Source organism: Massilia soli, from assembly GCF_016809835.1.
GTDB classification, from domain to species: Bacteria; Pseudomonadota; Gammaproteobacteria; order Burkholderiales; family Burkholderiaceae_D; genus Telluria_A; species Telluria_A soli.
The window spans coordinates 342,670-364,369 of sequence record NZ_JAFBIL020000006.1 but is presented as its reverse complement, the minus strand read 5'-3'; the positions used below and the strand labels follow the sequence as shown (position 1 = coordinate 364,369).

Here is a 21,700-nt window from a genome sequence, read left to right as displayed (position 1 = left end):
AGGCCAACAGGCGGACGGATAGCGGGCCGAGGCGGTACAATGCCGGGCTTGCGCATCTCGCAACATCCGTACAAGAGGCAACAAAATCGACCCGATCCTCATTTCCATCCTGCTCGCGACCACCATCGGCGGCGTTGTCAGCATTTCTGCGGCCGCCGTGTTCTCGTTCACGCTGCTGTCGAAAATGGTCGAGCGCATGGTCAGCCTGTCGGTCGGGATCATGTTGTCGACAGCGCTGCTGCACGCGCTGCCCGAGGCATTCGAGTCGGGCGCCGATACGCACCAGCTGTTCGCCACCCTGCTCGGTGGCCTGCTGGCCTTCTTCATGCTGGAGAAGCTGGCGATCCTGCGCCACTCGCACCATCACGAGGGCGATGGCCATCACCACGCGCACGGGCACGATGCGCGCGAGGCGGGCAAGTCGGGGTGGATGATCCTGATCGGCGACGGGATGCACAATTTCACCGACGGTATCCTGATCGCCGCGGCGTTCCTGGCCAATCCCGAGCTGGGCATCATCACCGGCCTGGCCATCATCGCCCACGAAATCCCGCAGGAAATCGGCGACTTCATCGTGCTGCTCAACGCCGGCTTCTCGCGCCGCCGCGCCTATGTCTTCAACCTGCTGTGCAGCCTGATGGCGGTGGCCGGCGGCTTGATCGGCTACTACACCTTGGACCGCGCCAGCGGGCTGATTCCGTATGTGCTGGTGTTTGCGTCGTCAGGCTTCCTGTATATCGCCGTGAGCGACCTGATGCCGCAGATGCAGCGCCGCGCCACCGTGCGCGAGTCGGTGCCGCAGGTGCTGTTGATCGGCATTGGGGTGCTGATTGTGGTGTTCCTGACCGGCGCTCACTGACGCAGCGGCACGCTGTACCGACAAGGTCGCCTACGCGCCCGTATGCACCGGGCGCGAGGGATCGGAGCTCCACTCGCTCCACGAACCCGGATACAGCGCCGCGCCCGGCAGGCCGGCCACTTCCAGCGCCAGCAGGTTGTGGCAGGCAGTGACGCCGGAGCCGCACTGCATGATCGCCGCCGCCGGCTCCGCCACCAGGCCGGCGAAGTCGGCCTTGAGCTCGGCCGCAGCCTTGAAGCGGCCGTCCGGCTGCAGGTTGTCCTTGAAAAAGCGGTTTTTCGCGCCCGGGATGTGGCCGCCGACCGGGTCCATCGTTTCGTTCTCGCCGCGGAAGCGGTCGGCCGCACGGGCGTCGATGACCACGCGCGCGCCGATCGCGAGATTTTGCAGCACTTCGGCCGCCGACACGGTTTCCACCAGCGGGCCGCGGTCCATGATCGTGCCGCGCTCGCGGATCGGCGCCTCGGTCGACATCGGGAAGCCTCCGGCCTGCCAGGCAGCCAGGCCGCCGTCGAGCACCGCGACCTGCTGGTGGCCGACCCAGCGCAGCATCCACCACAGGCGCGCGGCGAACATGCCGCCGTGGGCGTCGTAGGCGACGACCTGGGTGTCGCCGTTGATGCCCCAGTGGCGCAAGGTCTCGATGAAGGTCTCGCGGTCGGGCAGGGGGTGGCGGCCGCGGAAGGCGCCGTCGGCGCCGAACTTCGGACCCGACAGGTCGGTGTCCACATGGGCAAACAGCGCATGGCTGATATGGCCGATCGCATAGCCGGCGTGGCCGGCCTGCGGGTCGGCCAGGTCGTGGCGGCAGTCGATGACGGCCCAGTTGGGGCTGTCGATGTGCGGGGCGAGGTCGGCGGCGGAAATCAGTGTCGTGTACATGGTGTCCTCAGAGTTCGCTGGCAATCGGATCGGTCCTCACCGCTCCTGCGGGCGGCGTGCTGCGTGTATTGTAGAACGTTGCAGCCACGCCCGATACCAGGATCACGCCCATGCCGAGCCACACATGCCAGTCGAACACATCGCCCCACAGCGCCATGCCCCACAGGCTGGAGAAGATGATGCCAGTGTATTGCAGGTTGGCCACCACCAGGACATTGCCGACCCGGTAAGCGCGCGTCATCGCCATTTGCGCGATGGTCGCGCAGAAACCCACCGCCACCAGCAGGCCGGCGCTATACCAGCTGTGGGCATGCAGCGACGGCTCGCCGCCCTGGCTAGGTGCCAGCGTGCCGACCAGGCCGAACACCACGGTGATCAGGGAGAAATAGAACACCACCCGGTATTCCGGCTCGCCCATCTTGCCGAGCCGGCGAACCTGCATGTACGCCATCGCCGACAGCAGCGACGAGGCGATCGCCACCGTCGCGCCGAGCCAGGCCTCGGACTCGACCGCAGGCTGCAGCGCCAGCACCACGCCGACAAAGCTGGCGCTGACGGCCAGCAGCATCGGCCATTCGACATGGTGCTTGCCGCGCAGCCAGCCCATCAGGGCGAGGTAGAGCGCGATCCAGATCGGTGCCAGGTAATTAAGGGTGACGGCGGTGGCCAGCGGCAGCTCGCCGATGGCGTAAAACCACAGCCACAGAGATATGACGCCAACGAAGCCGCGCCACAGGTGCTCTTTGGGAAGCGCGGTACGGAAGGTGCCGCCCTGGTGGCGCACCAGCAACAGCAGCATGATGGTGCCAACCATGCCGCGGTACATCACGATTTCAGAGGTGGAGTACAACTCGGAAGCCAGTTTCACGGCCGCGCCCATGGCGGCGAACGAGAAACTGGCAAGTAACATCCATAGCGACGCCATGGGATCCTTTGGCGTTAAAGGTCGATATTGCTTCGGTACCACTCGTGGAAATGCTGCATGCCATCTTCCATTGGTGACTGGTATGGCCCGACTTCGTTGACTCCGCGCTGCACCAGGATGCGCCGGCCGGCGTCCATGCGCAGTGCGATCTCGTCGTCCTCGACGCAGGTTTCCATGTACGCGGCGCGCTCGGCCTCGACGAACTCGCGCTCGAACAGCACGATCTCCTCGGGGTAGTAGAACTCGACCACGTTGCGGGTCTTCTGCGGGCCGTCCGGCCACAGCGTCGACACCACCAGCACGTGCGGGTACCACTCGACCATGATGTTCGGGTACAGGGTCAGCCAGATCGCGCCGTACGGAGGCGGTTCGCCGCGGCGGAACTTGAGCACCTGCTCCTGCCATTTCTGGTAGGCCGGCGAGCCGGACTTCTGCAGGCCGCGGTTCACGCCCACCGTCTGCACGCTGTAGTCGCGCCCGAATTCCCAGCGCAGGTCGTCGCAGCTGACGAAGCCGCCCAGGCCCGGATGGAATGGCTCGACGTGATAGTCTTCCAGGTAGACCTCGATGAAGGTCTTCCAGTTGTAGTCGCAGGTATGCACCTCGACGTGGTCGAGCATGTAGCCGGTGAAATCGAGGTCCTTGGTCACCGACAGCGTTTTCAGCTTGTCGATGACGTTGTAGCCGTTCTGCTCGAACAGCAAGCCGTTCCAGCTCTGCAGCGGCGTTTTCGCCAGGTGCACGCAAGGCGTTTCCGGGAAATGCGGCGCGCCGATCAGCTGGCCCTTGAGATCGTAGGTCCAGCGGTGCAGCGGGCAGACGATGTTGGCCGCGTTGCCGCGGCCATTGAACATCAGCGCCTGGCGGTGGCGGCAGACGTTGGACAACACTTCAATGCCATTTGCATTGCGCACGAGCATGCGACCCTCGTTCTCAGAAGCAAGGGTGGCAAAATCGCCCACGTCGGGCACCATCAGTTCGTGCCCGACATAGCGCGGGCCGTTCTGGAATAGTTGCTGCATCTCGCGCTTTAGCAGCGCTTCATCAAAGTAGACATCTACCGGAAGCTGCGCGCACGATTGCGCCAGCTTGGCGTGGGTAGCCAGATCGGACATCCCAACCCCCCTTTTAAATGAGCATCAAGCCAAAGAAGAGAAAGAATCCAAAGACCAGTATTTTGGGAGTGCGGAATACGGTATTTCGGACAGAACCGGAGATTATACCGCGAACGAGCTCTACAGTCGTGGGCCAGCGCGCGAATGTGGCGCCGCGAGATGGAGGTGTTGCCGGAACGGCATCGTTTTCATGGGCAGCCCCCTAATTGGGATAAAATCTGGTCTGACTTGCAAGCTGTCGCTGGCGAACCGACGTTACCCGATGGGGTGAATTATTCTAAAATAAGCGATTAGACTGGAACGGCAAGCATAAAGTTGCATGCCTCAGCCTCACTTAAAGTATTTATGTCAAAGAAAATAACAGCCGACGGCGTTGCCGCCCCGGAGTCGTTCGAGCAGGCAATGGCCGAACTGGCGCAACTGGTCGCCCAAATGGAAGCCGGACAACTGCCGCTCGACGCCTCGGTGGCCGCCTACGCGCGCGGCTCGGAGCTGGTGCGCTACTGCGCCGCCCAGCTGGAAAAAGTCGAAGCCCAGGTCAAGGTCCTCGAAGGCGACATGCTCAAGCCGTTCGCGGTCGCCAATGGCGGCGAGGGCGACCAATGATCGCCGGCGCTTTCGATGACTGGATGAAAACCGTGCAGGCCCGCGTTGAAACCGCGCTGCAGACGTTTCTGCCGCCGGCCGCCGTGGTGCCGCACAAGCTGCACGAGGCGATGCGCTACACGGCGCTGGGCGGCGGCAAGCGGGTACGCCCGCTGCTGGCGTTCGCCGCCGGCGCGCTGACCGGCGCCGATGTGCGCGCGCTGGAACGCGCCGCCGCCGCGGTCGAGATGATCCACGTGTACTCGCTGGTCCATGACGACATGCCGTGCATGGACGACGACGATCTGCGGCGCGGCAAGCCGACGGTGCACGTAGCGTATGACCAGGCCACCGCGCTGCTGGTGGGCGACGCGCTGCAGGCGCAGGCCTTCAGCGTGTTGTGCGAAGGCGATACCGTTCCGCCGGCGCGCCAGCTCGCGATGGTGAAGCTGCTGGCGCAAGCGGCAGGTTCAGGCGGCATGTGCGGCGGCCAGGCGATTGACCTCGACAGCGTCGGCATCAGCCTCACGCTCGAACAGCTCGAGCGCATGCACCAGCTGAAAACCGGTGCGCTGCTGCGCGCCGCGGTGGTGCTCGGCGCGCTGGCGGGCAAGGATTTGTCGGCGCAGGAACTGGCCGCGCTCGACGCGTATTCAAGCGCGATCGGGCTGGCGTTCCAGGTTGTCGACGACGTGCTTGACGCCACCGCCGACTCGGCCACGCTGGGCAAGACCGCCGGCAAGGACGCGGCGGCCAACAAGCCGACCTATGTATCGATTCTGGGCCTGGAGCAGTCGCGGGCCCTTGCGGAAAAACTGCGGAACGACGCGCACCGTGCGCTCGAACCGTTTGGAGAACAAGCATGCAGGCTGCGCGACCTCGCCGACCTGATCGTGCAGCGGAAAGCGTAAATGAAACTGCTAGAGACCATCAACAGCCCGGCCGAGCTGCGCAAGCTGCCCCGTACCCAACTCACGCCGCTGGCGCACGAACTGCGCCACTTCCTGCTCGACTCGGTATCGAAGACGGGCGGCCACTTGTCGTCCAATCTCGGCACCGTCGAACTGACGATCGCGCTGCACTACGTGTTCAACACGCCGCACGACCGCATCGTCTGGGACGTCGGCCACCAGACCTATTCGCACAAGATCCTTACCGGCCGCCGCGAGCAGATGCACACGCTGCGCCAGTTTGGCGGCGTCTCGGGCTTCCCGCGCCGCGTCGAGAGCGAATATGACACCTTCGGCACCGCGCACTCGTCGACCTCGATCTCCGCCGCGCTGGGCATGGCGCAAGCGGCCAAGATCAAGGGCGAGCAGCGCCACGCGATCGCGGTGATCGGCGACGGCTCGATGACCGCCGGTATGGCGTTCGAAGCGATGAACAACGCCGGCGTACAGGAAGACGTCAACCTGCTGGTGGTCCTGAACGACAATGACATGTCGATCTCGCCGCCGGTCGGCGCGCTGAACCGCTACCTGGCGCGCCTGATGTCGGGGCAGTTCTACGCCGCCGCCAAGAACGTCGGCAAGTCGGTGCTGCCTGGCCCGGTCCTCGAACTGGCCAAGCGCTTCGAGGAGCATGCCAAGGGCATGGTGGTGCCGGCCACGATGTTCGAAGAATTCGGCTTCAACTACATCGGCCCGATCGACGGCCACGACCTCGAATCGCTGATTCCGACGCTGGAAAACATCAAGAAGCTCAAGGGGCCGCAGTTCCTGCACGTGGTGACCAAGAAGGGCCAGGGCTACAAGCTGGCCGAGGCCGAGCCGATCCTGTACCACGGCACCGGCAAGTTCAACCCGACCGAAGGCATCCAGCCCGCCAAGGCCGGCAAGATGACCTACACCGAAGTATTCGGCAACTGGCTGTGCGACATGGCCGCTGCCGACAAGCGCCTGGTCGGCATCACGCCGGCGATGCGCGAAGGCTCCGGCATGGTCGGCTTCGAGCAGCAGTACCCGGACCGCTACTTTGACGTCGGCATCGCCGAGCAGCACTCGGTGACGTTCGGCGCGGGCCTGGCCACGGAAGGACTCAAGCCGGTCGTCGCGATCTACTCGACCTTCCTGCAGCGCGCCTACGACCAATTGATCCACGACGTAGCGCTGCAAAACCTCGACGTCACGTTCGCGCTCGACCGCGCGGGCCTGGTCGGCGCCGACGGCGCCACCCACGCCGGCAACTACGATATTTCGTACCTGCGCTGCATCCCGAACATGGTCGTCATGGCCGCCTCGGACGAAAACGAATGCCGCCGCATGCTGACCACGGCGTACCGCTACGAAGGCCCGGCCGCGGTGCGCTACCCGCGCGGCGCCGGCATCGGCGCGGAGATCCTGAAGGAGCTGACCTCGATCGAGATTGGCAAGGGCGAGATCAAGCGAGAAGGCAAGGAGATCGCGATTCTCGCGTTCGGCTCGATGGTCGCGCCAAGCGTGACCGCCGGAGCCGAGCTTGGTGCGACGGTCGCCAACATGCGCTTCGTGAAGCCGCTTGATGTGGAACTGGTCAAGCGCCTCGCGGCCGACCACGACTATTTCGTGACGGTGGAAGAGGGCTGCGTGATGGGTGGTGCTGGCGCGGCGGTAGCCGAAGCGCTGGCGGCCGAAGGCATCGTCAAGCCGATCCTGATGCTTGGCCTGCCGGACAAGTTCATCGACCACGGCGACCCGGCTGCGCTGCTGGCCGGTGTTGGCCTCGACGCCAAAGGCATCGCCGCCTCGATCCGCCAGCGATTCATGTCGGGTGAACCGCGCCTGGTGGTCAACAACACCTAAGCCGACAGGCTGGCACGCAAGGCGGACAAGCGCAACGCGCCATCCGCCTTTTTTACGCTCAAAAAAAAGTCCCGCATTCGGAAAGTTCCAAAATCGGGGACAGACCACCATTTTAGAAGATTCTAAAATGGTGGTCTGTCCCCGATTTTGGAATTTTTTCGCTAGCTATACAGCGTCTCGGCACGCTGGAACAAGATCCATGACGTGGCGATGTATTTGTCGCCGCTCCTCGACACGTGTCCCTTGTGCGAATGCGTGAAGCCGGCCGGCGCAATGATCAGCCGTCCCTGGCGCGCCTCGACCTTGCGCTGCTGGTACAGGAATTCGGTCTCGCCGCCGTCGTCGACGTCGTTCAGGTAAAACTGGAACAGCAGCGCGCGGTGCAGCGTCTCGCAGCTGGCGTTTTGCGGGTAGATCTCGGAATGCCAGTGGTGGTAGCCGCCGCTCGCCTTGACATACTTCTGCAGGTTGATCGGCCCGGCGCGGTACATGTACTGGATCAGCGCGTCGATGTTCGGCGTGCCGCAGGCGTCGAAGTTCTCCAGCGTCAGCACCACCGGCTCGCCGGTCTCCGGATGCGCAACCGTCGGCGACAGCGCGCCCACCAGCAGCATCCGGTACTTGTCCATGTACGCCCGCAGGTGCTGGCGGACCACGGTCAGCATCAGGTTGCCCACGTCGTGCCATTCCTTGTGCGAGCCGATCGTCAGGTCGTAGCTGTCCTTCTTGGTCACGTCGACGCCGTTGCCGGTGCGGCCGCGCACTACCTTGTCGCTGGCATCGAAGCGGCCGATGATCTGCTGGCACTGTTCTGGCGTTAGCGCGCCGTCGTAGGTCTCGATAAAGTCATGCACGAACCAGTCTCCTGTACGTTGTTTTTGCAGCCGATGTTACACAAGAGCGGTTGATCGGTCACGCACCGCGCGCTTTGCCTGTTGACTCTGATGGGTTGACTTGGACGCAGTCCGCATTTAATGTCAGGGCCAATCCCCTGAACGGAATCCATCCATGAAGCTGATCGCCACCAAGCACGGAAAATCCGACAAATACGATTCCTTGCTTTGCATACGCGGCGATGGCACCCAGACCTCGGTCGCGATGCCGCGCCAGGGCATCCTGCCGCATGACCTGATCCATTTTGTGGTGGAGGACACGCTGGCATATACCGGTGGCTTCCTTGGCATGGTCGCCGCCGGCAGCGACATCGGCTTCGCGATGACGCAAGGGCACGACATCGCGAACGCCGCACTGGCCGATCAGGCGGTGCATGCGGAGGCGGTCGTTGAGAGCCTGCAGGCGCAGTTGTGGAGCGGGGCGTTCGATCCGGGCCAGTTCGTCGAAGGCGTGCGCGGCGCATGCGCGACGCGGGGCCGGCCGGCCCCCGAACTCGCGGGCGTCGTCGTCGAAGATCAGCTGTATGGCGCCGCGCGCACCCTGGCCGCGAAGTGGCAGGAGGTGCCTCCGCACGGCAGGCTCGAACTCGAGATGAAGCACATCTGACGCGTTTCTATCCCCGTTTGCGGTCGTTCTGCCACAGCACGTCGCTGCCTCCGGCAAACCGGTTCAATACGCGCGACAGCACGAACATCAGGTCGGACAGGCGGTTTACGTATTGACGCGGGTGCTCGTTGATCTTCTCTTCGCGGCCCAGGCTGACGATGCTGCGCTCGGCGCGGCGGCACACGGTGCGGCACAGGTGCGCGACGGCGGCGGCGCGCGAGCCGGCCGGCAGGATGAAGTCCTGCAGCGCGGGCAGGGTGGCGTTGTACTTCTCCAGCAGCGCGTCGAGGCGCTCGACATGGGCGTCGGTGATCAGCTGGTAGCCCGGGATGCACAGCTCTCCGCCCAGGTCGAACAGGTCGTGCTGGATCGAGACCAGCTCTTCGCGCAGGTCGTCCGGCATGTCTTCGCACAGCAGCAGCCCGACGAAGGAGTTCAGCTCATCCACCTCGCCCAGCGTATGGACGCGAATGCTGTCTTTCTCGGTGCGGCTGCCGTCGCCGAGGCCTGTGGTGCCGTTGTCGCCCGTGCGGGTGGCGATTTTTGAGAGGCGATTGCCCATGGTTGTCCCTAGCATGCAAAAAAGAATAGCTTGAGCATACGACAAAACCCCGGAATTGTGCTTACAATCGGTGCATGTCCGCCTCCATCCCCGTCAATAACGAGCGACGCCAGCAAGTAGCCGCTGCGCTGCGCGCCCGCGTGCCAGATCGCTGCATTCTTTCCGATCCGGAAGATACCCGTCCGTACGAGTGCGATGGCCTTGCCGCCTATCGCCAGTTGCCGATGATCGTCACCCTTCCGGACAACGAGGAGCAGGTGCTGGCGATCCTGAACGTGTGCCGCGAACTGAACGTGCCGATCGTGCCGCGCGGCGCCGGCACCGGCTTGTCTGGCGGCGCGCTGCCGATGGCCGACGGCGTGGTGATCTCCACCGCGCGCCTGAACCGCATCTTGCGCGTCGAGCCGTATGCCCGCCTGGCGGTTGTCCAGCCGGGCGTGCGCAACCTGGCCATCTCCGATGCCGCCGGACCGTACGACCTGTACTACGCGCCCGATCCGTCGTCGCAGATCGCCTGCACCATCGGCGGCAACGTGGCCGAGAACTCGGGCGGCGTCCATTGCCTGAAGTACGGCCTGACCGTGCACAACGTGATGCGCGTGCGCGTCGCCACCATCGACGGCGAGATCATTGAACTGGGCGGCGAGTCGCTCGACGCGCCCGGCCTCGACCTGCTGGCTGTCTTTATCGGCTCCGAAGGCATGCTCGGCATCGTCACCGAAGTCACCGTCAAGCTGGTCCCCAAGCCGGCGACGGCGCGCGTCATCATGGCGTCGTTCGACGACGTTGTCACCGGCGGCAACGCGGTGGCCAGCGTGATCGCCGCGGGCATCATCCCGGCCGGCCTGGAGATGATGGACCGCACCTCGTCGCGCATGGTCGAGCCGTTCGTCAAGGCGGGCTACGATACCGACGCGGCAGCGATCCTGCTGTGCGAGGCCGACGGCACCAAGCTGGAAGTGGACGAAGAAATCGCGCGCATGACCGCCGTGCTGGAGAAGGCCGGCGCAAGCGCGATCGCGGTGTCGGAAACCGAATCGGAACGCATGCGCTTCTGGTCCGGCCGTAAGAACGCCTTCCCGGCGGCGGGACGCATTTCGCCCGACTACTACTGCATGGACGGCACCATCCCGCGCAAGAACCTGGCGCAGGTGTTGATCGGCATCGAGCAGATGGAGACCACGTTCGGCCTGCGCTGCGCAAACGTGTTCCATGCGGGCGACGGCAACCTGCATCCGCTGATCCTGTTCGATGCGAACAAGCCCGGCGAATTCGAGCGTGCCGAGGCCTTCGGCGCCGCCATCCTGGCGCTGTGCGTCGAAGTAGGCGGCACCATCACAGGTGAACATGGCGTCGGCATGGAGAAGATCAACTCGATGTGCGTGCAGTTCACGCGCGAGGAGCTCGACGCCTTCTTCGCCGTCAAGCGCGCCTTCGATCCGCCGATGCTGCTCAATCCGGACAAGGCGATTCCGACACTTAACCGATGCGCCGAATTCGGCAAGATGCGCGTCAGCGGCGGCGTGCTGCCGTTCGCGGATTTGCCGCGCTTCTGATGGGAACCACTGTGCAGTCGATCGAACAATTAAGAGAGCAGGTACTGGCGGCGGCGGCGGCGGGCAGCGTATTGCGCATCCGTGGCGGCGGCACCAAGGACTGGTATGGCCAGCGCATCGACGGCCAGGTGCTCGACACGCGGGTCCACAGCGGCATCATCGACTACGAGCCCACTGAGCTGGTCATCACCGCGCGCTGCGGCACGCCGCTCGCCGAGATCGAGGCGGCGCTGGCCGAACGCAAGCAGATGCTGGCGTTCGAGCCGCCGCATTTCGGCGACGGCGCCACCTTTGGCGGCGCCATCGCGAGCGGCCTGTCCGGTCCGCGCCGGGCTACCAGCGGCGCTGCACGCGACTTTGTACTCGGCACCAAACTCCTCGATGGCAGCGGGCAGGTGCTGTCGTTTGGCGGGCAGGTGATGAAGAACGTGGCCGGCTACGATGTCTCGCGCCTGCTGGCAGGCTCGCTTGGCACGCTGGGCGTGATGCTCGAGATGTCGGTCAAGGTGCTGCCGCGGCCGATCCGCGAGACCACGCTGCGCTTTGAAACCAGCGAGATCGACGCGCTGCGCATGCTCAACGAGTGGGGCGGTTTGCCGCTGCCGATTTCTGCCAGCTGCTGGCACGGCGGCGTGCTGACGGTTCGCCTGTCGGGCGCGGAGGCCGCGGTGGAGGCGGCTGCGCGTGACCTGGGCGGCGAGCTGGCCGACAGCGCGGACGATTTCTGGTCGCGCGTGCGCGAGCAGCAGCACCCGTTCTTCACCAACACCGAGAGCCTGTGGCGCCTGTCGGTACCGACCAGCGCAGGCGCCATCATCCTGAAGGGCGAGCAGCTGATCGAGTGGGGCGGCGCGCAGCGCTGGCTCAAGGTCGACGCCGACGCCGACATGGCGCAGCGCATCCGGCGCACCGCAGCAGCCGTTGGCGGCCACGCCACGCTGTTCCGCGGCGGCGACAAGGAGGTGGGCGTGTTCCATCCGCTGGCGCCCGCGGTGGCGAAGATCCATCAGCGCCTCAAGGCTTCGTTCGACCCATCGAACATCTTCAATCCAGGACGGATGTACTGACATGCAAACCAATCTCGCCGATTTCATCAAAGGCACGCGCGAAGGCGACGAGGCCGAGGCGATCCTGCGCGCCTGCGTCCACTGCGGCTTCTGTACGGCCACCTGCCCGACCTACCAGCTGCTCGGCGACGAACTCGATGGCCCGCGCGGGCGCATCTACCTGATGAAGCAAGTGCTGGAAGGCGCGCAAGTCACGCGCAAGACGCAGATCCACCTGGACCGCTGCCTTACCTGCCGCAATTGCGAAACCACGTGCCCGTCGGGCGTCAAGTATGGCCGCCTGGTCGACATCGGCCGCAAGGTGGTGGAGGACCGCGTACAGCGTCCGTTGGGCGAGCGCATCAAGCGCACGGTGCTCAAGGAAGCGTTGCCGCGCAAATGGCTGTTTACGCCAGCATTCAGGGCTGGCCAGCTGTTCCGCCCATTGCTGTCGCCGAAGCTGCAGGACAAGCTGCCGCGCACCAAGAGCGCGGGACAGTGGCCCTCGCGCGCGCACGCGCGCAAGATGCTGGTGCTGGAAGGCTGCGTGCAGCCCGCGATGGCGCCGAACATCAACAGCGCCACGGCGCGCGTTCTCGATGCGGTCGGCGTCCAACTGGTCATGGCGCCGAAGGCCGGCTGCTGCGGCGCGGTGCGCTATCACATGAACGACCAGGAGGGCGGCCTTGCCGACATGCGCCGCAATATCGACGCGTGGTGGCCGATGGTCGAGCAGGTTGAGGCTATCGTCATGACCGCATCGGGCTGCGGGGTGACGGTCAAGGAGTATGGACATTTGCTGGAGCACGACAGCGCGTATGCGGCGAAGGCGAAACGCATCTCGGAGATGACGCGCGACCTGTCGGAGATTTTGCCGGAGTTCGAAACGGAGCTGACTGCGCGCTTTGCCGGCAAGGTCGGCCCGCGGGTGGCGTTCCATCCGCCATGCACCTTGCAGCATGGGCAGCAGATCAGGGGGAAGGTGGAAGGGGTGCTGCGCGCTTGCGGCGTCGATGTGAAGCTATGCGCTGATAATCATTTGTGCTGCGGCTCGGCGGGCACCTATTCGGTGCTGCAGCCGGAGCTGGCCACTGAACTGCGGGACAAGAAGCTGGCCAACCTGCATGCCACCCGGCCCGAAGTGATTGTGTCGGCGAACATCGGTTGCGTGACCCATCTTCAGTCAGGCACCGATACGCCGGTGTCGCACTGGATCGAGTTGATCGACCAGGCGTTGAAGACGGCGTGAATCCGGCGGATGACGCTTCGCCCGTCCGCCGTACGGGTCACGCCAGCAGTTTCTCGATGTCGCCCGCAATCGCGCGCGGCGATGTCGTCGGGCTGTAGCGCTCCACCACGCTGCCATCCCGGGCGACCAAGAACTTGGTGAAGTTCCACTTGATCAGCCCCGTCCCCAGCAGCCCCGGCTTCTCCTTCTTCAGATGCTTGAACAGGGGATGCGCGCCGGCGCCGTTGACGTCGATCTTGGCAAACATGGGGAACGTCACGCCGAAATTGCGTTCGCAGAAAGCGCCGATCTCCGCTTCGGTGCCGCGCTCCTGCTGGCGGAACTGATTGCAGGGGAAGCCAAGCACCACCACGCCCTGGTCCCGAAACTGCTGGTACACCTGCTCGAGCTCCTTGTACTGCGCCGTGAACACGCATGCGCTGGCCGTGTTCACGATCAGCAGCACCTTGCCGCGGTATTGTTCCAGCGCGAGCGGCTGGCCCTGGATGTCGGTGGCGCGAAAATCGTAGACGTTCAAACGATGCCCAGGTGCTCGGTACCCGCCGACAGGTCGCGGTTCTTGGCGTCTTTGCCTTGCAGTTTGATGGTCAGGCGCAGGTCGTTGACCGAGTCGGCGTTGCGCAGCGCGTCTTCGTAGCTGATCTTGTCCGCCTCGTGCAGGTCGAACAGCGCCTGGTCGAAAGTCTGCATCCCCAGTTCGCGCGACTTCTTCATGATTTCCTTGATCTCATGGACGTCGCCCTTGAAGATCAGGTCCGAAATCAGCGGCGAGTTGAGCATGATCTCGACGGCGACCACGCGGCCCTTCGATTCCTTGCGCGGAACGAGCCGCTGCGAAACGAGCCCCTTCAGGTTCAGGGACAGGTCCATCAGCAGCTGCTGGCGGCGCTCTTCCGGGAAGAAGTTGATGATGCGGTCGAGCGCCTGGTTGGCGCTGTTGGCGTGCAGCGTGGCCAGGCACAGGTGGCCGGTTTCGGCAAACGCGATCGCGTGTTCCATCGTTTCGCGGTCGCGGATTTCGCCGATCTGGATCACGTCCGGCGCCTGGCGCAGCGAGTTCTTGAGCGCCGCTTCGAAGCTGTCGGTGTCGACGCCCACTTCGCGTTGCGTGATCACGCAGTTCCTGTGCGGGTGGACGTATTCAACCGGGTCTTCGATGGTGATGATGTGGCCGTAGCTGTTCTCGTTGCGGTAGCCGACCATCGCGGCCATCGTCGTCGATTTGCCGGAGCCGGTGGCGCCGACCATGATCACCAGGCCGCGCTTGGACATGATGATGTCCGACAGGACGGGCGGAAGATCGAGGTCTTCGAGCTTCGGAATCGTGGTCGTGATCGTGCGCAGCACCATGCCGACGCAGCTCATCTGCACGAACGCCGAGACGCGGAAGCGCCCCAGGTCGCCCGGGCTGATCGCGAAATTGCATTCCTTCGACAGCTCGAACGTGGCGGTCTGCTTGTCGTTCATGATGGCGCGCGCGAGGTCCGCAGTGTGCGACGCGGTCAAGGGCTGGCTGGAGACCGGCGTCATCTTGCCGTCGATTTTCATCGCAGGCGGGAAGCCGGCCGTGATGAACAGGTCGGAGCCGCCCTTGCTGGTCATCAGGCGCAGCAGGTCGAACATGAATTTTGAAGCCTGGTCGCGTTCCATCGCGTGTCCTTTATGTTCTTAGCCGGGGAAGTTATCCGGGATCTTGGCGGCGGAGCGCGCGGCGGCGCTCGAGATGACGTTACGGCGCACCAGGTCGGTCAGGTTCTGGTCCAGCGTCTGCATGCCGACGTTGCTGCCGGTCTGGATCGCCGAGTACATCTGGGCGATCTTCGCTTCGCGGATCAGGTTGCGGATCGCCGGCGTGCCGATCATGATTTCATGGGCGGCCACGCGGCCATTGCCGTCCTTCGTCTTGAGCAGGGTTTGCGATACCACCGCTTGCAGCGATTCGGACAGCATCGCGCGCACCATCTCTTTTTCATCCGCCGGGAACACGTCGACGATACGGTCGATGGTTTTTGCGGCCGACGAGGTGTGCAGCGTGCCGAACACCAGGTGGCCGGTCTCCGCGGCCGACAGGGCCAGGCGGATGGTTTCGAGGTCGCGCAGTTCGCCGACCAGGATGCAGTCCGGGTCTTCGCGCAGCGCCGAGCGCAGCGCGTTGTTGAACGAAAGCGTGTGCGGGCCGACTTCGCGCTGGTTGATCAGGCATTTCTTCGACTCGTGCACGAACTCGATCGGGTCTTCAATCGTCAGGATGTGGCCATACTCGTTTTCGTTGAGGTGGTTGACCATCGCCGCCAGGGTCGTCGATTTGCCCGAGCCGGTCGGGCCGGTGACCAGCACCAGGCCGCGCGGACGCATCGCCAGTTCGCCGAAAATCTTGGGCGCGTTCAGGTCTTGCAGGCTGAGGATCTTCGATGGAATCGTCCGCAGCACGGCGGAAGCGCCGCGCTCCTGGTTGAACGCGTTGACGCGAAAGCGCGCCAGGCCCGGAATCGCGAACGAGAAGTCGACCTCGAGCACTTCTTCGTACTGCTTGCGCTGGCCGTCGTTCATGATGTCATAGATCATGCTGTGCACGTCCTTGTGCTCCAGCGGCGGCAGGTTGATGCGGCGAACGTCGCCGTGCACGCGGATCATCGGCGGCAGGCCGGCCGACAGGTGCAGGTCGGATGCCTTGTTCTTGACGGAGAATGCGAGTAATTCGGAGATGTCCATTTATAATCCCTGTGCCTGTTATCGGTGCCTGCCTGATAACACCGTTAGCATTTATTTACCTAAGTGCTTGATTGCTCTAAGAAAATGATTATGTCCACAATCGCCCAGAACTTGCAAGCAGTCGATCACACTATTGTTGCTGCTGCGAAGGCCTGCGGCCGCGCGCGCGACGACATCCTTTTGCTTGCCGTGTCGAAGACCTTCCCGCCTGAAGCGGTGCTCGAAGCGATGGCCGGCGGCCAGCGCGCGTTCGGCGAGAACTACCTGCAGGAAGCGCTCGACAAACAGCAGGCGGTGCATGCGGCGGCGCCGGATGTGCAGGTGGAGTGGCATTTCATCGGTCCAATCCAGAGCAACAAAACCCGGCCTATCTCGGAGAATTTCGCGTGGGCCCACACGGTCGATCGCTTGAAGATCGCGCAGCGACTGTCCGAGCAGCGGCCTGCCGGCATGGGGCCGCTGAACATCTGCCTGCAGGTGAACATCAGCGGCGAGGCGAGCAAGAGCGGCATCAGCGCCGCCGAACTGCCGGAGCTGGCGCGCGCGGTGGCGCTGTTGCCAAACCTGCGCCTGCGCGGCTTGATGGCGATTCCCGAGCCCGAGGCAGATCCGGCGCGCCAGCGCGCGCCATTTGCGCGCCTGCGCGAGATGCTGGAGCAGCTGCGCGACGCTGGCCTCGCGGTCGATACGCTGTCGATGGGCATGTCGGCCGACATGGCCGCCGCGATTGCCGAAGGCGCGACCATCGTGCGCGTCGGCAGCGCCATCTTCGGCTCACGCACTTACGAATAAGGGGAAGTCATGAAGATTGCATTTATCGGTGGCGGCAATATGGCCTCCGCGCTGATCGCGGGCCTGGCCGGCAAGTTCACGCCCGGCGCGAACATTCACGTGGTCGATCCGAATCCGGAAGCGCTTGAGCGCTTGCGGCAGGCGCACGGCGTCACGGCAGCGCAGCAGATCGGCGATGAGGTGCGTGCGTCGGAAGTGGTGGTGCTGGCGGTGAAGCCGCAGCAGATGCGCGAAGCGGCGGCCCTGCTGCAGCCGCAGCTCGGCGCCGGTACGCTGGTGCTGTCGATCGCGGCCGGGATTCGCGGCGCTGACTTGTCGCGCTGGCTGGGCGGGCACCGCGCGGTAGTGCGTACGATGCCCAATACCCCGGCGCTGATCGGGCGCGGCATCACCGGCATGGTGGCGATGGATGGCGTGAGCGAGGCGCAGAAGGCCGCTGCTGACGCGATCATGAAGGCGGCCGGCCAGACCGTGTGGCTCGACGACGAGGCATTGATCGATCCGGTGACCGCGGTGTCGGGCAGCGGTCCGGCGTATGTGTTCTATTTTCTGGAAGCGATGCAGCAGGCGGCGGTGGAACTGGGCTTGACCGCGGAGCAGGGCAGGGAGCTGGCGCTGGCCACCTTTGCCGGCGCGGCGGAACTTGCGGCGCGTTCACCTGAGAGTTTGCAGGTGCTGCGTGAGCGCGTGACGTCCAAGGGAGGGACTACGTATGCAGCCATCACCAGCATGGAGGAGAGTGGCGTGAAGGAGGCCGTGGTGAAGGCGCTGAAGGCGGCGTCGGCTCGTGGACGCGAATTGGGTGAGGAGATGGGCGCTAATTAACGTCGTTCCCGCGCAGGCGGGAACCTATGCTGAACTAAACGCACGCGGCGTATAGGTTCCCGCCTGCGCGGGAACGACATGCTAGCCCCGCTGGCGCCAGGCGTCCAGCGAATTGCGCCCCAGCCGCCACAGCGACAACCCGGTGGTCAGCATCGGCAGCAAGCGTCCGCTGCGCGCCGCGAAAATCAGTCCGCCAATCAGTCCGATCGCCGACACCGGAATCGCAAAATTCCCGCCAACCTTGGCGCGCAGGTTGTGCACCGGCGCCATGATGTCGCGAATCTCGGCGGTCGCGGAAACCCGCTGCAGCGCGCAGAGCGTCACCAGCCCCTCGCGCCGCGCCGCCAGCGATGCCGGCGCATGTTTTGATGTCTTATTCATCGACGTCCCTCGCCATGCGCGCGTATGCAATGTCCTTGCGCATTTCTTCGATGGTGTTGGCCAGCAGCCGCGGCTTGTTGGCGAAGCCTGACTTGACCTTCATTGCGATGATCGCGCCGGCAACGCCGAACAGCGCGGCCATGCCGGCCACCGCCGCAACGCGGTGGGTGTCCCAGAAAATCACGATCACCAAAAACGCCAGCAAGATGAAGGCGACTCCGAACAGGACCAGTGCAAGCAGGCCGAACAGCAGGAAGCCCAGCATGCGCTGGGATTCTTCCTCGACCTCGATCGCGGCCAGCTCCAGGCGCGTGTGCAACATGTCAACCAGGGTCGATCCCAGCCGCCCGACCGATTCGAAGATCGCCATGGCGGGTTAGCGGCGCGAGATCAGCACGCCCAGCAGCAGTCCGACGCCGGCGCCGATGCAGACCGACTTCCATGGATTCTCATGCACGTATTCGTCGGTTGCCTTGGCCGCTTCCCTGGTGCCCTCGACCACGGTTTCCTGCAGGTGGATCAAGTCAGCCTTGGCACTGATCAGCGTCTGCTCGAACTTGGCCTTGGCCGCGTGGAACTCATCGCCGGTCAGGTTTCCACCGTGGCGCAGCCACGCTTCGGCATCCTGGATCACGGTTTTCAGGTCATTCATCAGTTGGTCGCGAGCGCCGGTTTTGGTTGGAATTGGTTGCATCATGAGTTCCTCACATTTAAATTATTGATCTACTGTAGGGAGGTTAGCTCCGCATACTTTGCGCTGGAGCAACTCTCACCTGCCGTGCTTTTCGGACAACATTATCCTAACGCGTAGTCTAACGCGACACCAGCAAAAACCGCCGCACCCAACCAATTGTTGTGACGAAAAGCCGCAAAACACGCCATTCTGTCGCGTCCGCGGATCAGGGTGTAGTGGTAGAGCGCAATTGCTGCCGCCACGGCGATACCGCCGACAAACCAGTAGCGCAGCCCAAGATGCCAGCCGGACACGAGAATGATCGCCAGCGCCGCGCCGTAGCACAGCATCACGGCGGCCACATCGAAGCGCCCGAAGGTGATGGCCGAGGTGCGGATGCCTATTTTCAGGTCGTCGTCGCGGTCGACCATCGCGTATTCGGTGTCGTAGGCAACCGCCCAGAACACGTTGGCCACCAGCAGCCACCACGCTACCGCCGGCACCGCGCCGGTTACCGCGGCAAAGCCCATCGGAATGCCGAAGCCGAAGGCGATGCCCAGGTAGGCCTGCGGGATCGCGAAGAAGCGCTTGAAGTACGGGTAGCTGCCGGCGATGATCACGGCCGCGATCGACAATTGCTTGGTCAGTGTGTTCAGCGGCAGGATCAGCACGAACGACACGAGCGCCAGCACCCCGGCCACCATCAGCGCTTCCCAGCTCTGGAGGCGGCCGGACGTGAGCGGCCGTTCGGCGGTGCGCTTGACGAATTTATCGATGTCGCGGTCGGCGTAGTCGTTGATGGCGCAGCCGGCCGAGCGCATCAGGACGGTGCCGAGCGTGAAGATCAGGACGATGCCGATGTCGGGACGTCCGCCGGAGGCCATCCACAAGGCCCACAGGGTAGGCCACAGCAGCAAAAGGATACCAATCGGCTTGTCCAGGCGGACCAGCCGAACATACAGCGCCAGCTTGTTCATGTCGTGCTTTGGTTGTTCGTTAGGGATCAAGCCGCGACGGCCTCGTTGGCAAGCATCTCGATGCCGGGCAGGTCGCAGGCGGCGACCGCGGCGCAGACCGCTTCGATGGCCGCGCGGCGCGTGAAGCTCTTGCGCCAGACGATGACCACGCGCCGCGACGGCGTCGGCGCGTCGAAGGGCGTGTAGCGCAGCATGCCGTCTTTCGGGTTCATGTCGGCCACCGAGGCGCGCGGCAGCACGGTCAGGCCGATGCCGCTGGCGACCATGTGACGGATCGTTTCCAGCGACGAGCCTTCGAACGTGCGCTGCATGCCATTGCCGGGTGTCGAGAAGCGCGCCATTTCCGGGCACACTTCCAGCACCTGGTCGCGGAAACAGTGGCCGTTGCCAAGCAGGAGCATGGTTTCGGATTTCAGGTCGGCTGCGGGAATCGACCTGCGCGCGGCCCACGGATGATGCTTGGGCATCGCGACCACGAACGGCTCGTCGTACAGCGCCTGCATCGACATGCCGTGGTCGGGCAGCGGCAGCGCCATGATGGCCGCGTCAAGCTCGCCCTGGCGCAGCATCTCCAGCAGGCGAACGGTGAAGTTTTCCTGCAGGATCAGCGGCATCTGCGGCACGTGGTCGATCATGTTCTTGACCAGCGGCGGCAGCAGGTAAGGGCCGATGGTGTAAATCACGCCGAGGCGCAGCGGGCCGGCCAGCGGGTCTTTGTTCTGCTTGGCCAGCTCCTTGATCGCGGCCGTTTGCTCCAGCACGCGCTCGGCCTGGGCCACGATCTGCGCGCCCAGCGGCGTGACGGATACCTCGGAACCGCCGCGCTCGAACAGCACCACGCCAAGTTCGTCTTCAAGCTTCTTGATCGCGACAGATAAAGTCGGCTGGGCCACAAAACAAGCCTCGGCCGCATGGCCGAAATGTTTCGCACGCGCGACGGCAACGATGTATTTCAGTTCGGTCAGGGTCATGGGCGTAGTCAACCACTCTGGGTCGGAAAGATTTTATATTCTACCGGAAAGGTGTCGATATAATTGCCGGGGGGGCTAGTCCAGCTCCAGCATAATCCGTGAAAGGCTTCCATGTCTACGACCTTTGGCCCCGCCGAAGCCCAGGCTTACATCCATAAACTGCTCACCGTGATGCACCACCAGGGCGGTTCCGACTTGTTTATCTCGTCCGACTTCCCGCCCAGCATGAAGCATCAGGGCGCCATGAAGCCGCTGAGCCAGCAGCGCCTGACCGGCGAGGTCACGCGCGCGCTCGCCATGTCGCTGATGAACGAGCGCCAGCGCGCCGAGTTCGAGGCCGAGATGGAATGCAATTTCGCGATCTCGCTGCCCAATGTATGCCGCTTCCGCGTCAATGTGTTTGTGCAGCAGCAGTGCGTGGCGATGGTGGTGCGGACGATCGCCTCCGAAATTCCGAACTTCGACAAGCTCGGCCTGCCGGAAGTGCTCAAGGAAGTCATCATGACCAAGCGCGGGCTGGTGCTGGTGGTCGGCGGCACGGGTTCGGGCAAGTCGACGACGCTGGCTGCGATGATCGATTACCGCAACGCCAATTCGGCCGGGCATATCATCACCGTGGAAGACCCGGTCGAGTACGTTCACAAGAACAAGAACTGCCTGGTCACGCACCGCGAAGTCGGCGTCGACACGCACTCTTGGCACAACGCGCTGAAGAATACCTTGCGCCAGGCCCCGGACGTGATCCTGATCGGCGAGATCCGCGACACCGAGACGATGGAGCACGCGATCGCGTTCGCCGAAACCGGCCATCTGTGCCTTGGCACGCTGCATGCCAACAACGCCAACCAGACGATGGACCGGATCATCAACTTCTTCCCGGAAGAGCGGCGCAACCAGCTGCTGATGGACCTGTCGTCGAACTTGCGCGGCATCGTCTCGCAGCGCCTGGTGCGCACCGAGGACGGCAAGGGCCGCAAGGCCGCGATCGAGATCTTGCTCAATACCGCGACGATCAGTGAGATGATCCTGAAAGGGAACTTCCACGGGATCAAGGAGATCATGCACAAGTCGCGCGAGCTGGGCATGTGCACCTTCGACCAGGCGCTGTACGAGCTGTACAACCAGGGCAGCATCAGCTACGACGAGGCGATCCGCAACGCCGACTCGGCCAACGGCCTGCGCCTGCAGATCAAGCTGCGCGGCGACCGCAAGGAGCCTGGCAACACCAGCGCGACCACGGCCGACGACCTGTCGATGGCGATTGAAGAAGAGCCGGAAGAAGACAAGCCGGCGCATTAACCCAATTACTT

The 21,700-nt window shown here is 64.0% G+C and carries 24 protein-coding genes; 11 read left to right on the top strand and 13 right to left on the bottom strand.

Annotated elements, in window-relative coordinates; translation table 11 throughout:
• Positions 1-109 precede the first annotated feature (109 nt).
• Complete coding sequence (locus tag I4X03_RS16705) at positions 110-859, top strand: ZIP family metal transporter (protein WP_223469477.1); 750 nt, start codon at positions 110-112, stop codon at positions 857-859.
• Between the two features lie 30 nt (positions 860-889).
• Here the strand turns inward: I4X03_RS16705 and I4X03_RS16700 are convergent, their stop codons facing one another.
• From I4X03_RS16700 to I4X03_RS16690, 3 genes are read right to left on the bottom strand one after another with little or no spacing between them, the layout of a single operon-like run.
• Positions 890-1,741 carry a sulfurtransferase gene (locus I4X03_RS16700; RefSeq protein ID WP_223469374.1) on the bottom strand — a complete coding sequence of 284 codons (852 nt, stop codon included), beginning with the start codon at positions 1,739-1,741 and terminating at the stop codon, positions 890-892.
• A gap of 7 nt (positions 1,742-1,748) precedes the next feature.
• On the bottom strand, positions 1,749-2,666 hold the full coding sequence (locus I4X03_RS16695; protein WP_223469373.1) for a DMT family transporter: 918 nt from the start codon (positions 2,664-2,666) through the stop codon (positions 1,749-1,751).
• Between the two features lie 14 nt (positions 2,667-2,680).
• Positions 2,681-3,781, bottom strand: coding sequence for an aromatic ring-hydroxylating oxygenase subunit alpha (locus I4X03_RS16690; protein ID WP_223469372.1), 1,101 nt, complete (start codon positions 3,779-3,781; stop codon positions 2,681-2,683).
• 345 nt (positions 3,782-4,126) lie between these two features.
• Between I4X03_RS16690 and I4X03_RS16685 the strand changes: the two genes are divergently transcribed.
• Genes I4X03_RS16685 through dxs form a run of 3 tightly spaced genes read left to right on the top strand, consistent with a single transcriptional unit; the run spans position 4,127 to position 7,146 of the window.
• A complete protein-coding gene (locus I4X03_RS16685) occupies positions 4,127-4,387 on the top strand; it encodes an exodeoxyribonuclease VII small subunit (protein WP_223469371.1) in 261 nt (86 codons plus the stop codon).
• On the top strand, positions 4,384-5,277 hold the full coding sequence (locus tag I4X03_RS16680; RefSeq protein WP_223469370.1) for a polyprenyl synthetase family protein: 894 nt from the start codon (positions 4,384-4,386) through the stop codon (positions 5,275-5,277). Before I4X03_RS16685 ends, I4X03_RS16680 begins: the two co-directional genes overlap by 4 nt.
• Positions 5,278-7,146 (top strand): 1-deoxy-D-xylulose-5-phosphate synthase, encoded by a 1,869-nt coding sequence (gene dxs / locus I4X03_RS16675; protein WP_223469369.1) that lies wholly within the window; start codon positions 5,278-5,280, stop codon positions 7,144-7,146.
• Between the two features lie 161 nt (positions 7,147-7,307).
• Here dxs and I4X03_RS23345 read toward each other — a convergent pair whose 3' ends face one another.
• The gene (locus I4X03_RS23345) at positions 7,308-8,000 is read right to left on the bottom strand and encodes a 2OG-Fe(II) oxygenase (RefSeq protein WP_223469368.1); all 693 of its coding nucleotides are present in this window, start codon (positions 7,998-8,000) and stop codon (positions 7,308-7,310) included.
• Between the two features lie 154 nt (positions 8,001-8,154).
• On the opposite strand from I4X03_RS23345, the gene I4X03_RS16665 reads away from it, so the two are divergent.
• A complete protein-coding gene (locus I4X03_RS16665; protein ID WP_223469367.1) occupies positions 8,155-8,646 on the top strand; it encodes a hypothetical protein in 492 nt (163 codons plus the stop codon).
• 7 nt (positions 8,647-8,653) lie between these two features.
• On the opposite strand, the gene I4X03_RS16660 is transcribed toward I4X03_RS16665, so the two are convergent.
• Entirely contained in the window at positions 8,654-9,208 is a 555-nt protein-coding gene (locus I4X03_RS16660; RefSeq protein WP_223469366.1) for a cob(I)yrinic acid a,c-diamide adenosyltransferase, read from the bottom strand.
• Positions 9,209-9,282: 74 nt separating this feature from the next.
• Between I4X03_RS16660 and I4X03_RS16655 the strand changes: the two genes are divergently transcribed.
• Genes I4X03_RS16655 through glcF form a run of 3 tightly spaced genes read left to right on the top strand, consistent with a single transcriptional unit; the run spans position 9,283 to position 13,059 of the window.
• On the top strand, positions 9,283-10,764 hold the full coding sequence (locus I4X03_RS16655) for an FAD-linked oxidase C-terminal domain-containing protein (protein ID WP_223469365.1): 1,482 nt from the start codon (positions 9,283-9,285) through the stop codon (positions 10,762-10,764).
• Positions 10,764-11,831, top strand: a complete 1,068-nt coding sequence (gene glcE / locus I4X03_RS16650; RefSeq protein ID WP_223469364.1) for a glycolate oxidase subunit GlcE — start codon at positions 10,764-10,766, stop codon at positions 11,829-11,831. Before I4X03_RS16655 ends, glcE begins: the two co-directional genes overlap by 1 nt.
• A gap of 1 nt (position 11,832) precedes the next feature.
• Positions 11,833-13,059 carry a glycolate oxidase subunit GlcF gene (glcF, locus tag I4X03_RS16645; RefSeq protein ID WP_223469363.1) on the top strand — a complete coding sequence of 409 codons (1,227 nt, stop codon included), beginning with the start codon at positions 11,833-11,835 and terminating at the stop codon, positions 13,057-13,059.
• Between the two features lie 37 nt (positions 13,060-13,096).
• Here the strand turns inward: glcF and I4X03_RS16640 are convergent, their stop codons facing one another.
• From I4X03_RS16640 to I4X03_RS16630, 3 genes are read right to left on the bottom strand one after another with little or no spacing between them, the layout of a single operon-like run.
• The gene (locus tag I4X03_RS16640) at positions 13,097-13,576 is read right to left on the bottom strand and encodes a glutathione peroxidase (protein ID WP_223469362.1); all 480 of its coding nucleotides are present in this window, start codon (positions 13,574-13,576) and stop codon (positions 13,097-13,099) included.
• A complete protein-coding gene (locus tag I4X03_RS16635) occupies positions 13,573-14,709 on the bottom strand; it encodes a PilT/PilU family type 4a pilus ATPase (protein ID WP_223469361.1) in 1,137 nt (378 codons plus the stop codon). The genes I4X03_RS16640 and I4X03_RS16635 overlap by 4 nt, the downstream gene beginning before the upstream one ends.
• Before the next feature lie 18 nt (positions 14,710-14,727).
• Positions 14,728-15,771, bottom strand: coding sequence for a type IV pilus twitching motility protein PilT (locus I4X03_RS16630; RefSeq protein ID WP_223469360.1), 1,044 nt, complete (start codon positions 15,769-15,771; stop codon positions 14,728-14,730).
• Between the two features lie 90 nt (positions 15,772-15,861).
• Here I4X03_RS16630 and I4X03_RS16625 point away from each other — a divergent pair, with 90 nt between their 5' ends.
• Positions 15,862-16,563 (top strand): YggS family pyridoxal phosphate-dependent enzyme, encoded by a 702-nt coding sequence (locus I4X03_RS16625; protein ID WP_223469359.1) that lies wholly within the window; start codon positions 15,862-15,864, stop codon positions 16,561-16,563.
• A 9-nt stretch (positions 16,564-16,572) separates the two neighbouring features.
• Positions 16,573-17,388, top strand: coding sequence for a pyrroline-5-carboxylate reductase (proC, locus tag I4X03_RS16620; RefSeq protein ID WP_223469358.1), 816 nt, complete (start codon positions 16,573-16,575; stop codon positions 17,386-17,388).
• 81 nt (positions 17,389-17,469) lie between these two features.
• Here the strand turns inward: proC and I4X03_RS16615 are convergent, their stop codons facing one another.
• The 5 genes from I4X03_RS16615 to I4X03_RS16595 all read right to left on the bottom strand — a co-directional run bounded on the left by I4X03_RS16615 (position 17,470) and on the right by I4X03_RS16595 (position 20,390).
• Positions 17,470-17,769 (bottom strand): hypothetical protein, encoded by a 300-nt coding sequence (locus I4X03_RS16615; RefSeq protein WP_223469357.1) that lies wholly within the window; start codon positions 17,767-17,769, stop codon positions 17,470-17,472.
• On the bottom strand, positions 17,762-18,139 hold the full coding sequence (locus tag I4X03_RS16610) for a phage holin family protein (protein WP_223469356.1): 378 nt from the start codon (positions 18,137-18,139) through the stop codon (positions 17,762-17,764). Before I4X03_RS16610 ends, I4X03_RS16615 begins: the two co-directional genes overlap by 8 nt.
• Before the next feature lie 6 nt (positions 18,140-18,145).
• Positions 18,146-18,463, bottom strand: coding sequence for an ElaB/YgaM/YqjD family protein (locus I4X03_RS16605; RefSeq protein WP_223469355.1), 318 nt, complete (start codon positions 18,461-18,463; stop codon positions 18,146-18,148).
• Positions 18,464-18,564: 101 nt separating this feature from the next.
• Positions 18,565-19,419, bottom strand: a complete 855-nt coding sequence (gene ubiA / locus I4X03_RS16600; protein ID WP_223469354.1) for a 4-hydroxybenzoate octaprenyltransferase — start codon at positions 19,417-19,419, stop codon at positions 18,565-18,567.
• 26 nt (positions 19,420-19,445) lie between these two features.
• The gene (locus tag I4X03_RS16595) at positions 19,446-20,390 is read right to left on the bottom strand and encodes a LysR substrate-binding domain-containing protein (protein ID WP_223469353.1); all 945 of its coding nucleotides are present in this window, start codon (positions 20,388-20,390) and stop codon (positions 19,446-19,448) included.
• 111 nt (positions 20,391-20,501) lie between these two features.
• Here I4X03_RS16595 and I4X03_RS16590 point away from each other — a divergent pair, with 111 nt between their 5' ends.
• On the top strand, positions 20,502-21,689 hold the full coding sequence (locus tag I4X03_RS16590) for a PilT/PilU family type 4a pilus ATPase (RefSeq protein ID WP_223469352.1): 1,188 nt from the start codon (positions 20,502-20,504) through the stop codon (positions 21,687-21,689).
• Positions 21,690-21,700 lie beyond the last annotated feature (11 nt).

What these genes read in the sequence shown, in the direction of transcription:
- I4X03_RS16700 (WP_223469374.1), bottom strand. Translation starts at nt 1,741, where the DNA reads ATGTACACGACACTGATTTCCGCCGCCGACCTCGCCCCGCACATCGAC.
- I4X03_RS16695 (WP_223469373.1), bottom strand. Translation starts at nt 2,666, where the DNA reads ATGGCGTCGCTATGGATGTTACTTGCCAGTTTCTCGTTCGCCGCCATG.
- I4X03_RS16690 (WP_223469372.1), bottom strand. Translation starts at nt 3,781, where the DNA reads ATGTCCGATCTGGCTACCCACGCCAAGCTGGCGCAATCGTGCGCGCAG.
- I4X03_RS16685 (WP_223469371.1), top strand. Translation starts at nt 4,127, where the DNA reads ATGTCAAAGAAAATAACAGCCGACGGCGTTGCCGCCCCGGAGTCGTTC.
- I4X03_RS16680 (WP_223469370.1), top strand. Translation starts at nt 4,384, where the DNA reads ATGATCGCCGGCGCTTTCGATGACTGGATGAAAACCGTGCAGGCCCGC.
- dxs (WP_223469369.1), top strand. Translation starts at nt 5,278, where the DNA reads ATGAAACTGCTAGAGACCATCAACAGCCCGGCCGAGCTGCGCAAGCTG.
- I4X03_RS16665 (WP_223469367.1), top strand. Translation starts at nt 8,155, where the DNA reads ATGAAGCTGATCGCCACCAAGCACGGAAAATCCGACAAATACGATTCC.
- I4X03_RS16660 (WP_223469366.1), bottom strand. Translation starts at nt 9,208, where the DNA reads ATGGGCAATCGCCTCTCAAAAATCGCCACCCGCACGGGCGACAACGGC.
- I4X03_RS16655 (WP_223469365.1), top strand. Translation starts at nt 9,283, where the DNA reads ATGTCCGCCTCCATCCCCGTCAATAACGAGCGACGCCAGCAAGTAGCC.
- glcE (WP_223469364.1), top strand. Translation starts at nt 10,764, where the DNA reads ATGGGAACCACTGTGCAGTCGATCGAACAATTAAGAGAGCAGGTACTG.
- glcF (WP_223469363.1), top strand. Translation starts at nt 11,833, where the DNA reads ATGCAAACCAATCTCGCCGATTTCATCAAAGGCACGCGCGAAGGCGAC.
- I4X03_RS16635 (WP_223469361.1), bottom strand. Translation starts at nt 14,709, where the DNA reads ATGGAACGCGACCAGGCTTCAAAATTCATGTTCGACCTGCTGCGCCTG.
- I4X03_RS16630 (WP_223469360.1), bottom strand. Translation starts at nt 15,771, where the DNA reads ATGGACATCTCCGAATTACTCGCATTCTCCGTCAAGAACAAGGCATCC.
- I4X03_RS16625 (WP_223469359.1), top strand. Translation starts at nt 15,862, where the DNA reads ATGTCCACAATCGCCCAGAACTTGCAAGCAGTCGATCACACTATTGTT.
- proC (WP_223469358.1), top strand. Translation starts at nt 16,573, where the DNA reads ATGAAGATTGCATTTATCGGTGGCGGCAATATGGCCTCCGCGCTGATC.
- I4X03_RS16615 (WP_223469357.1), bottom strand. Translation starts at nt 17,769, where the DNA reads ATGAATAAGACATCAAAACATGCGCCGGCATCGCTGGCGGCGCGGCGC.
- I4X03_RS16610 (WP_223469356.1), bottom strand. Translation starts at nt 18,139, where the DNA reads ATGGCGATCTTCGAATCGGTCGGGCGGCTGGGATCGACCCTGGTTGAC.
- I4X03_RS16605 (WP_223469355.1), bottom strand. Translation starts at nt 18,463, where the DNA reads ATGCAACCAATTCCAACCAAAACCGGCGCTCGCGACCAACTGATGAAT.
- ubiA (WP_223469354.1), bottom strand. Translation starts at nt 19,419, where the DNA reads ATGAACAAGCTGGCGCTGTATGTTCGGCTGGTCCGCCTGGACAAGCCG.
- I4X03_RS16595 (WP_223469353.1), bottom strand. Translation starts at nt 20,390, where the DNA reads ATGACCCTGACCGAACTGAAATACATCGTTGCCGTCGCGCGTGCGAAA.
- I4X03_RS16590 (WP_223469352.1), top strand. Translation starts at nt 20,502, where the DNA reads ATGTCTACGACCTTTGGCCCCGCCGAAGCCCAGGCTTACATCCATAAA.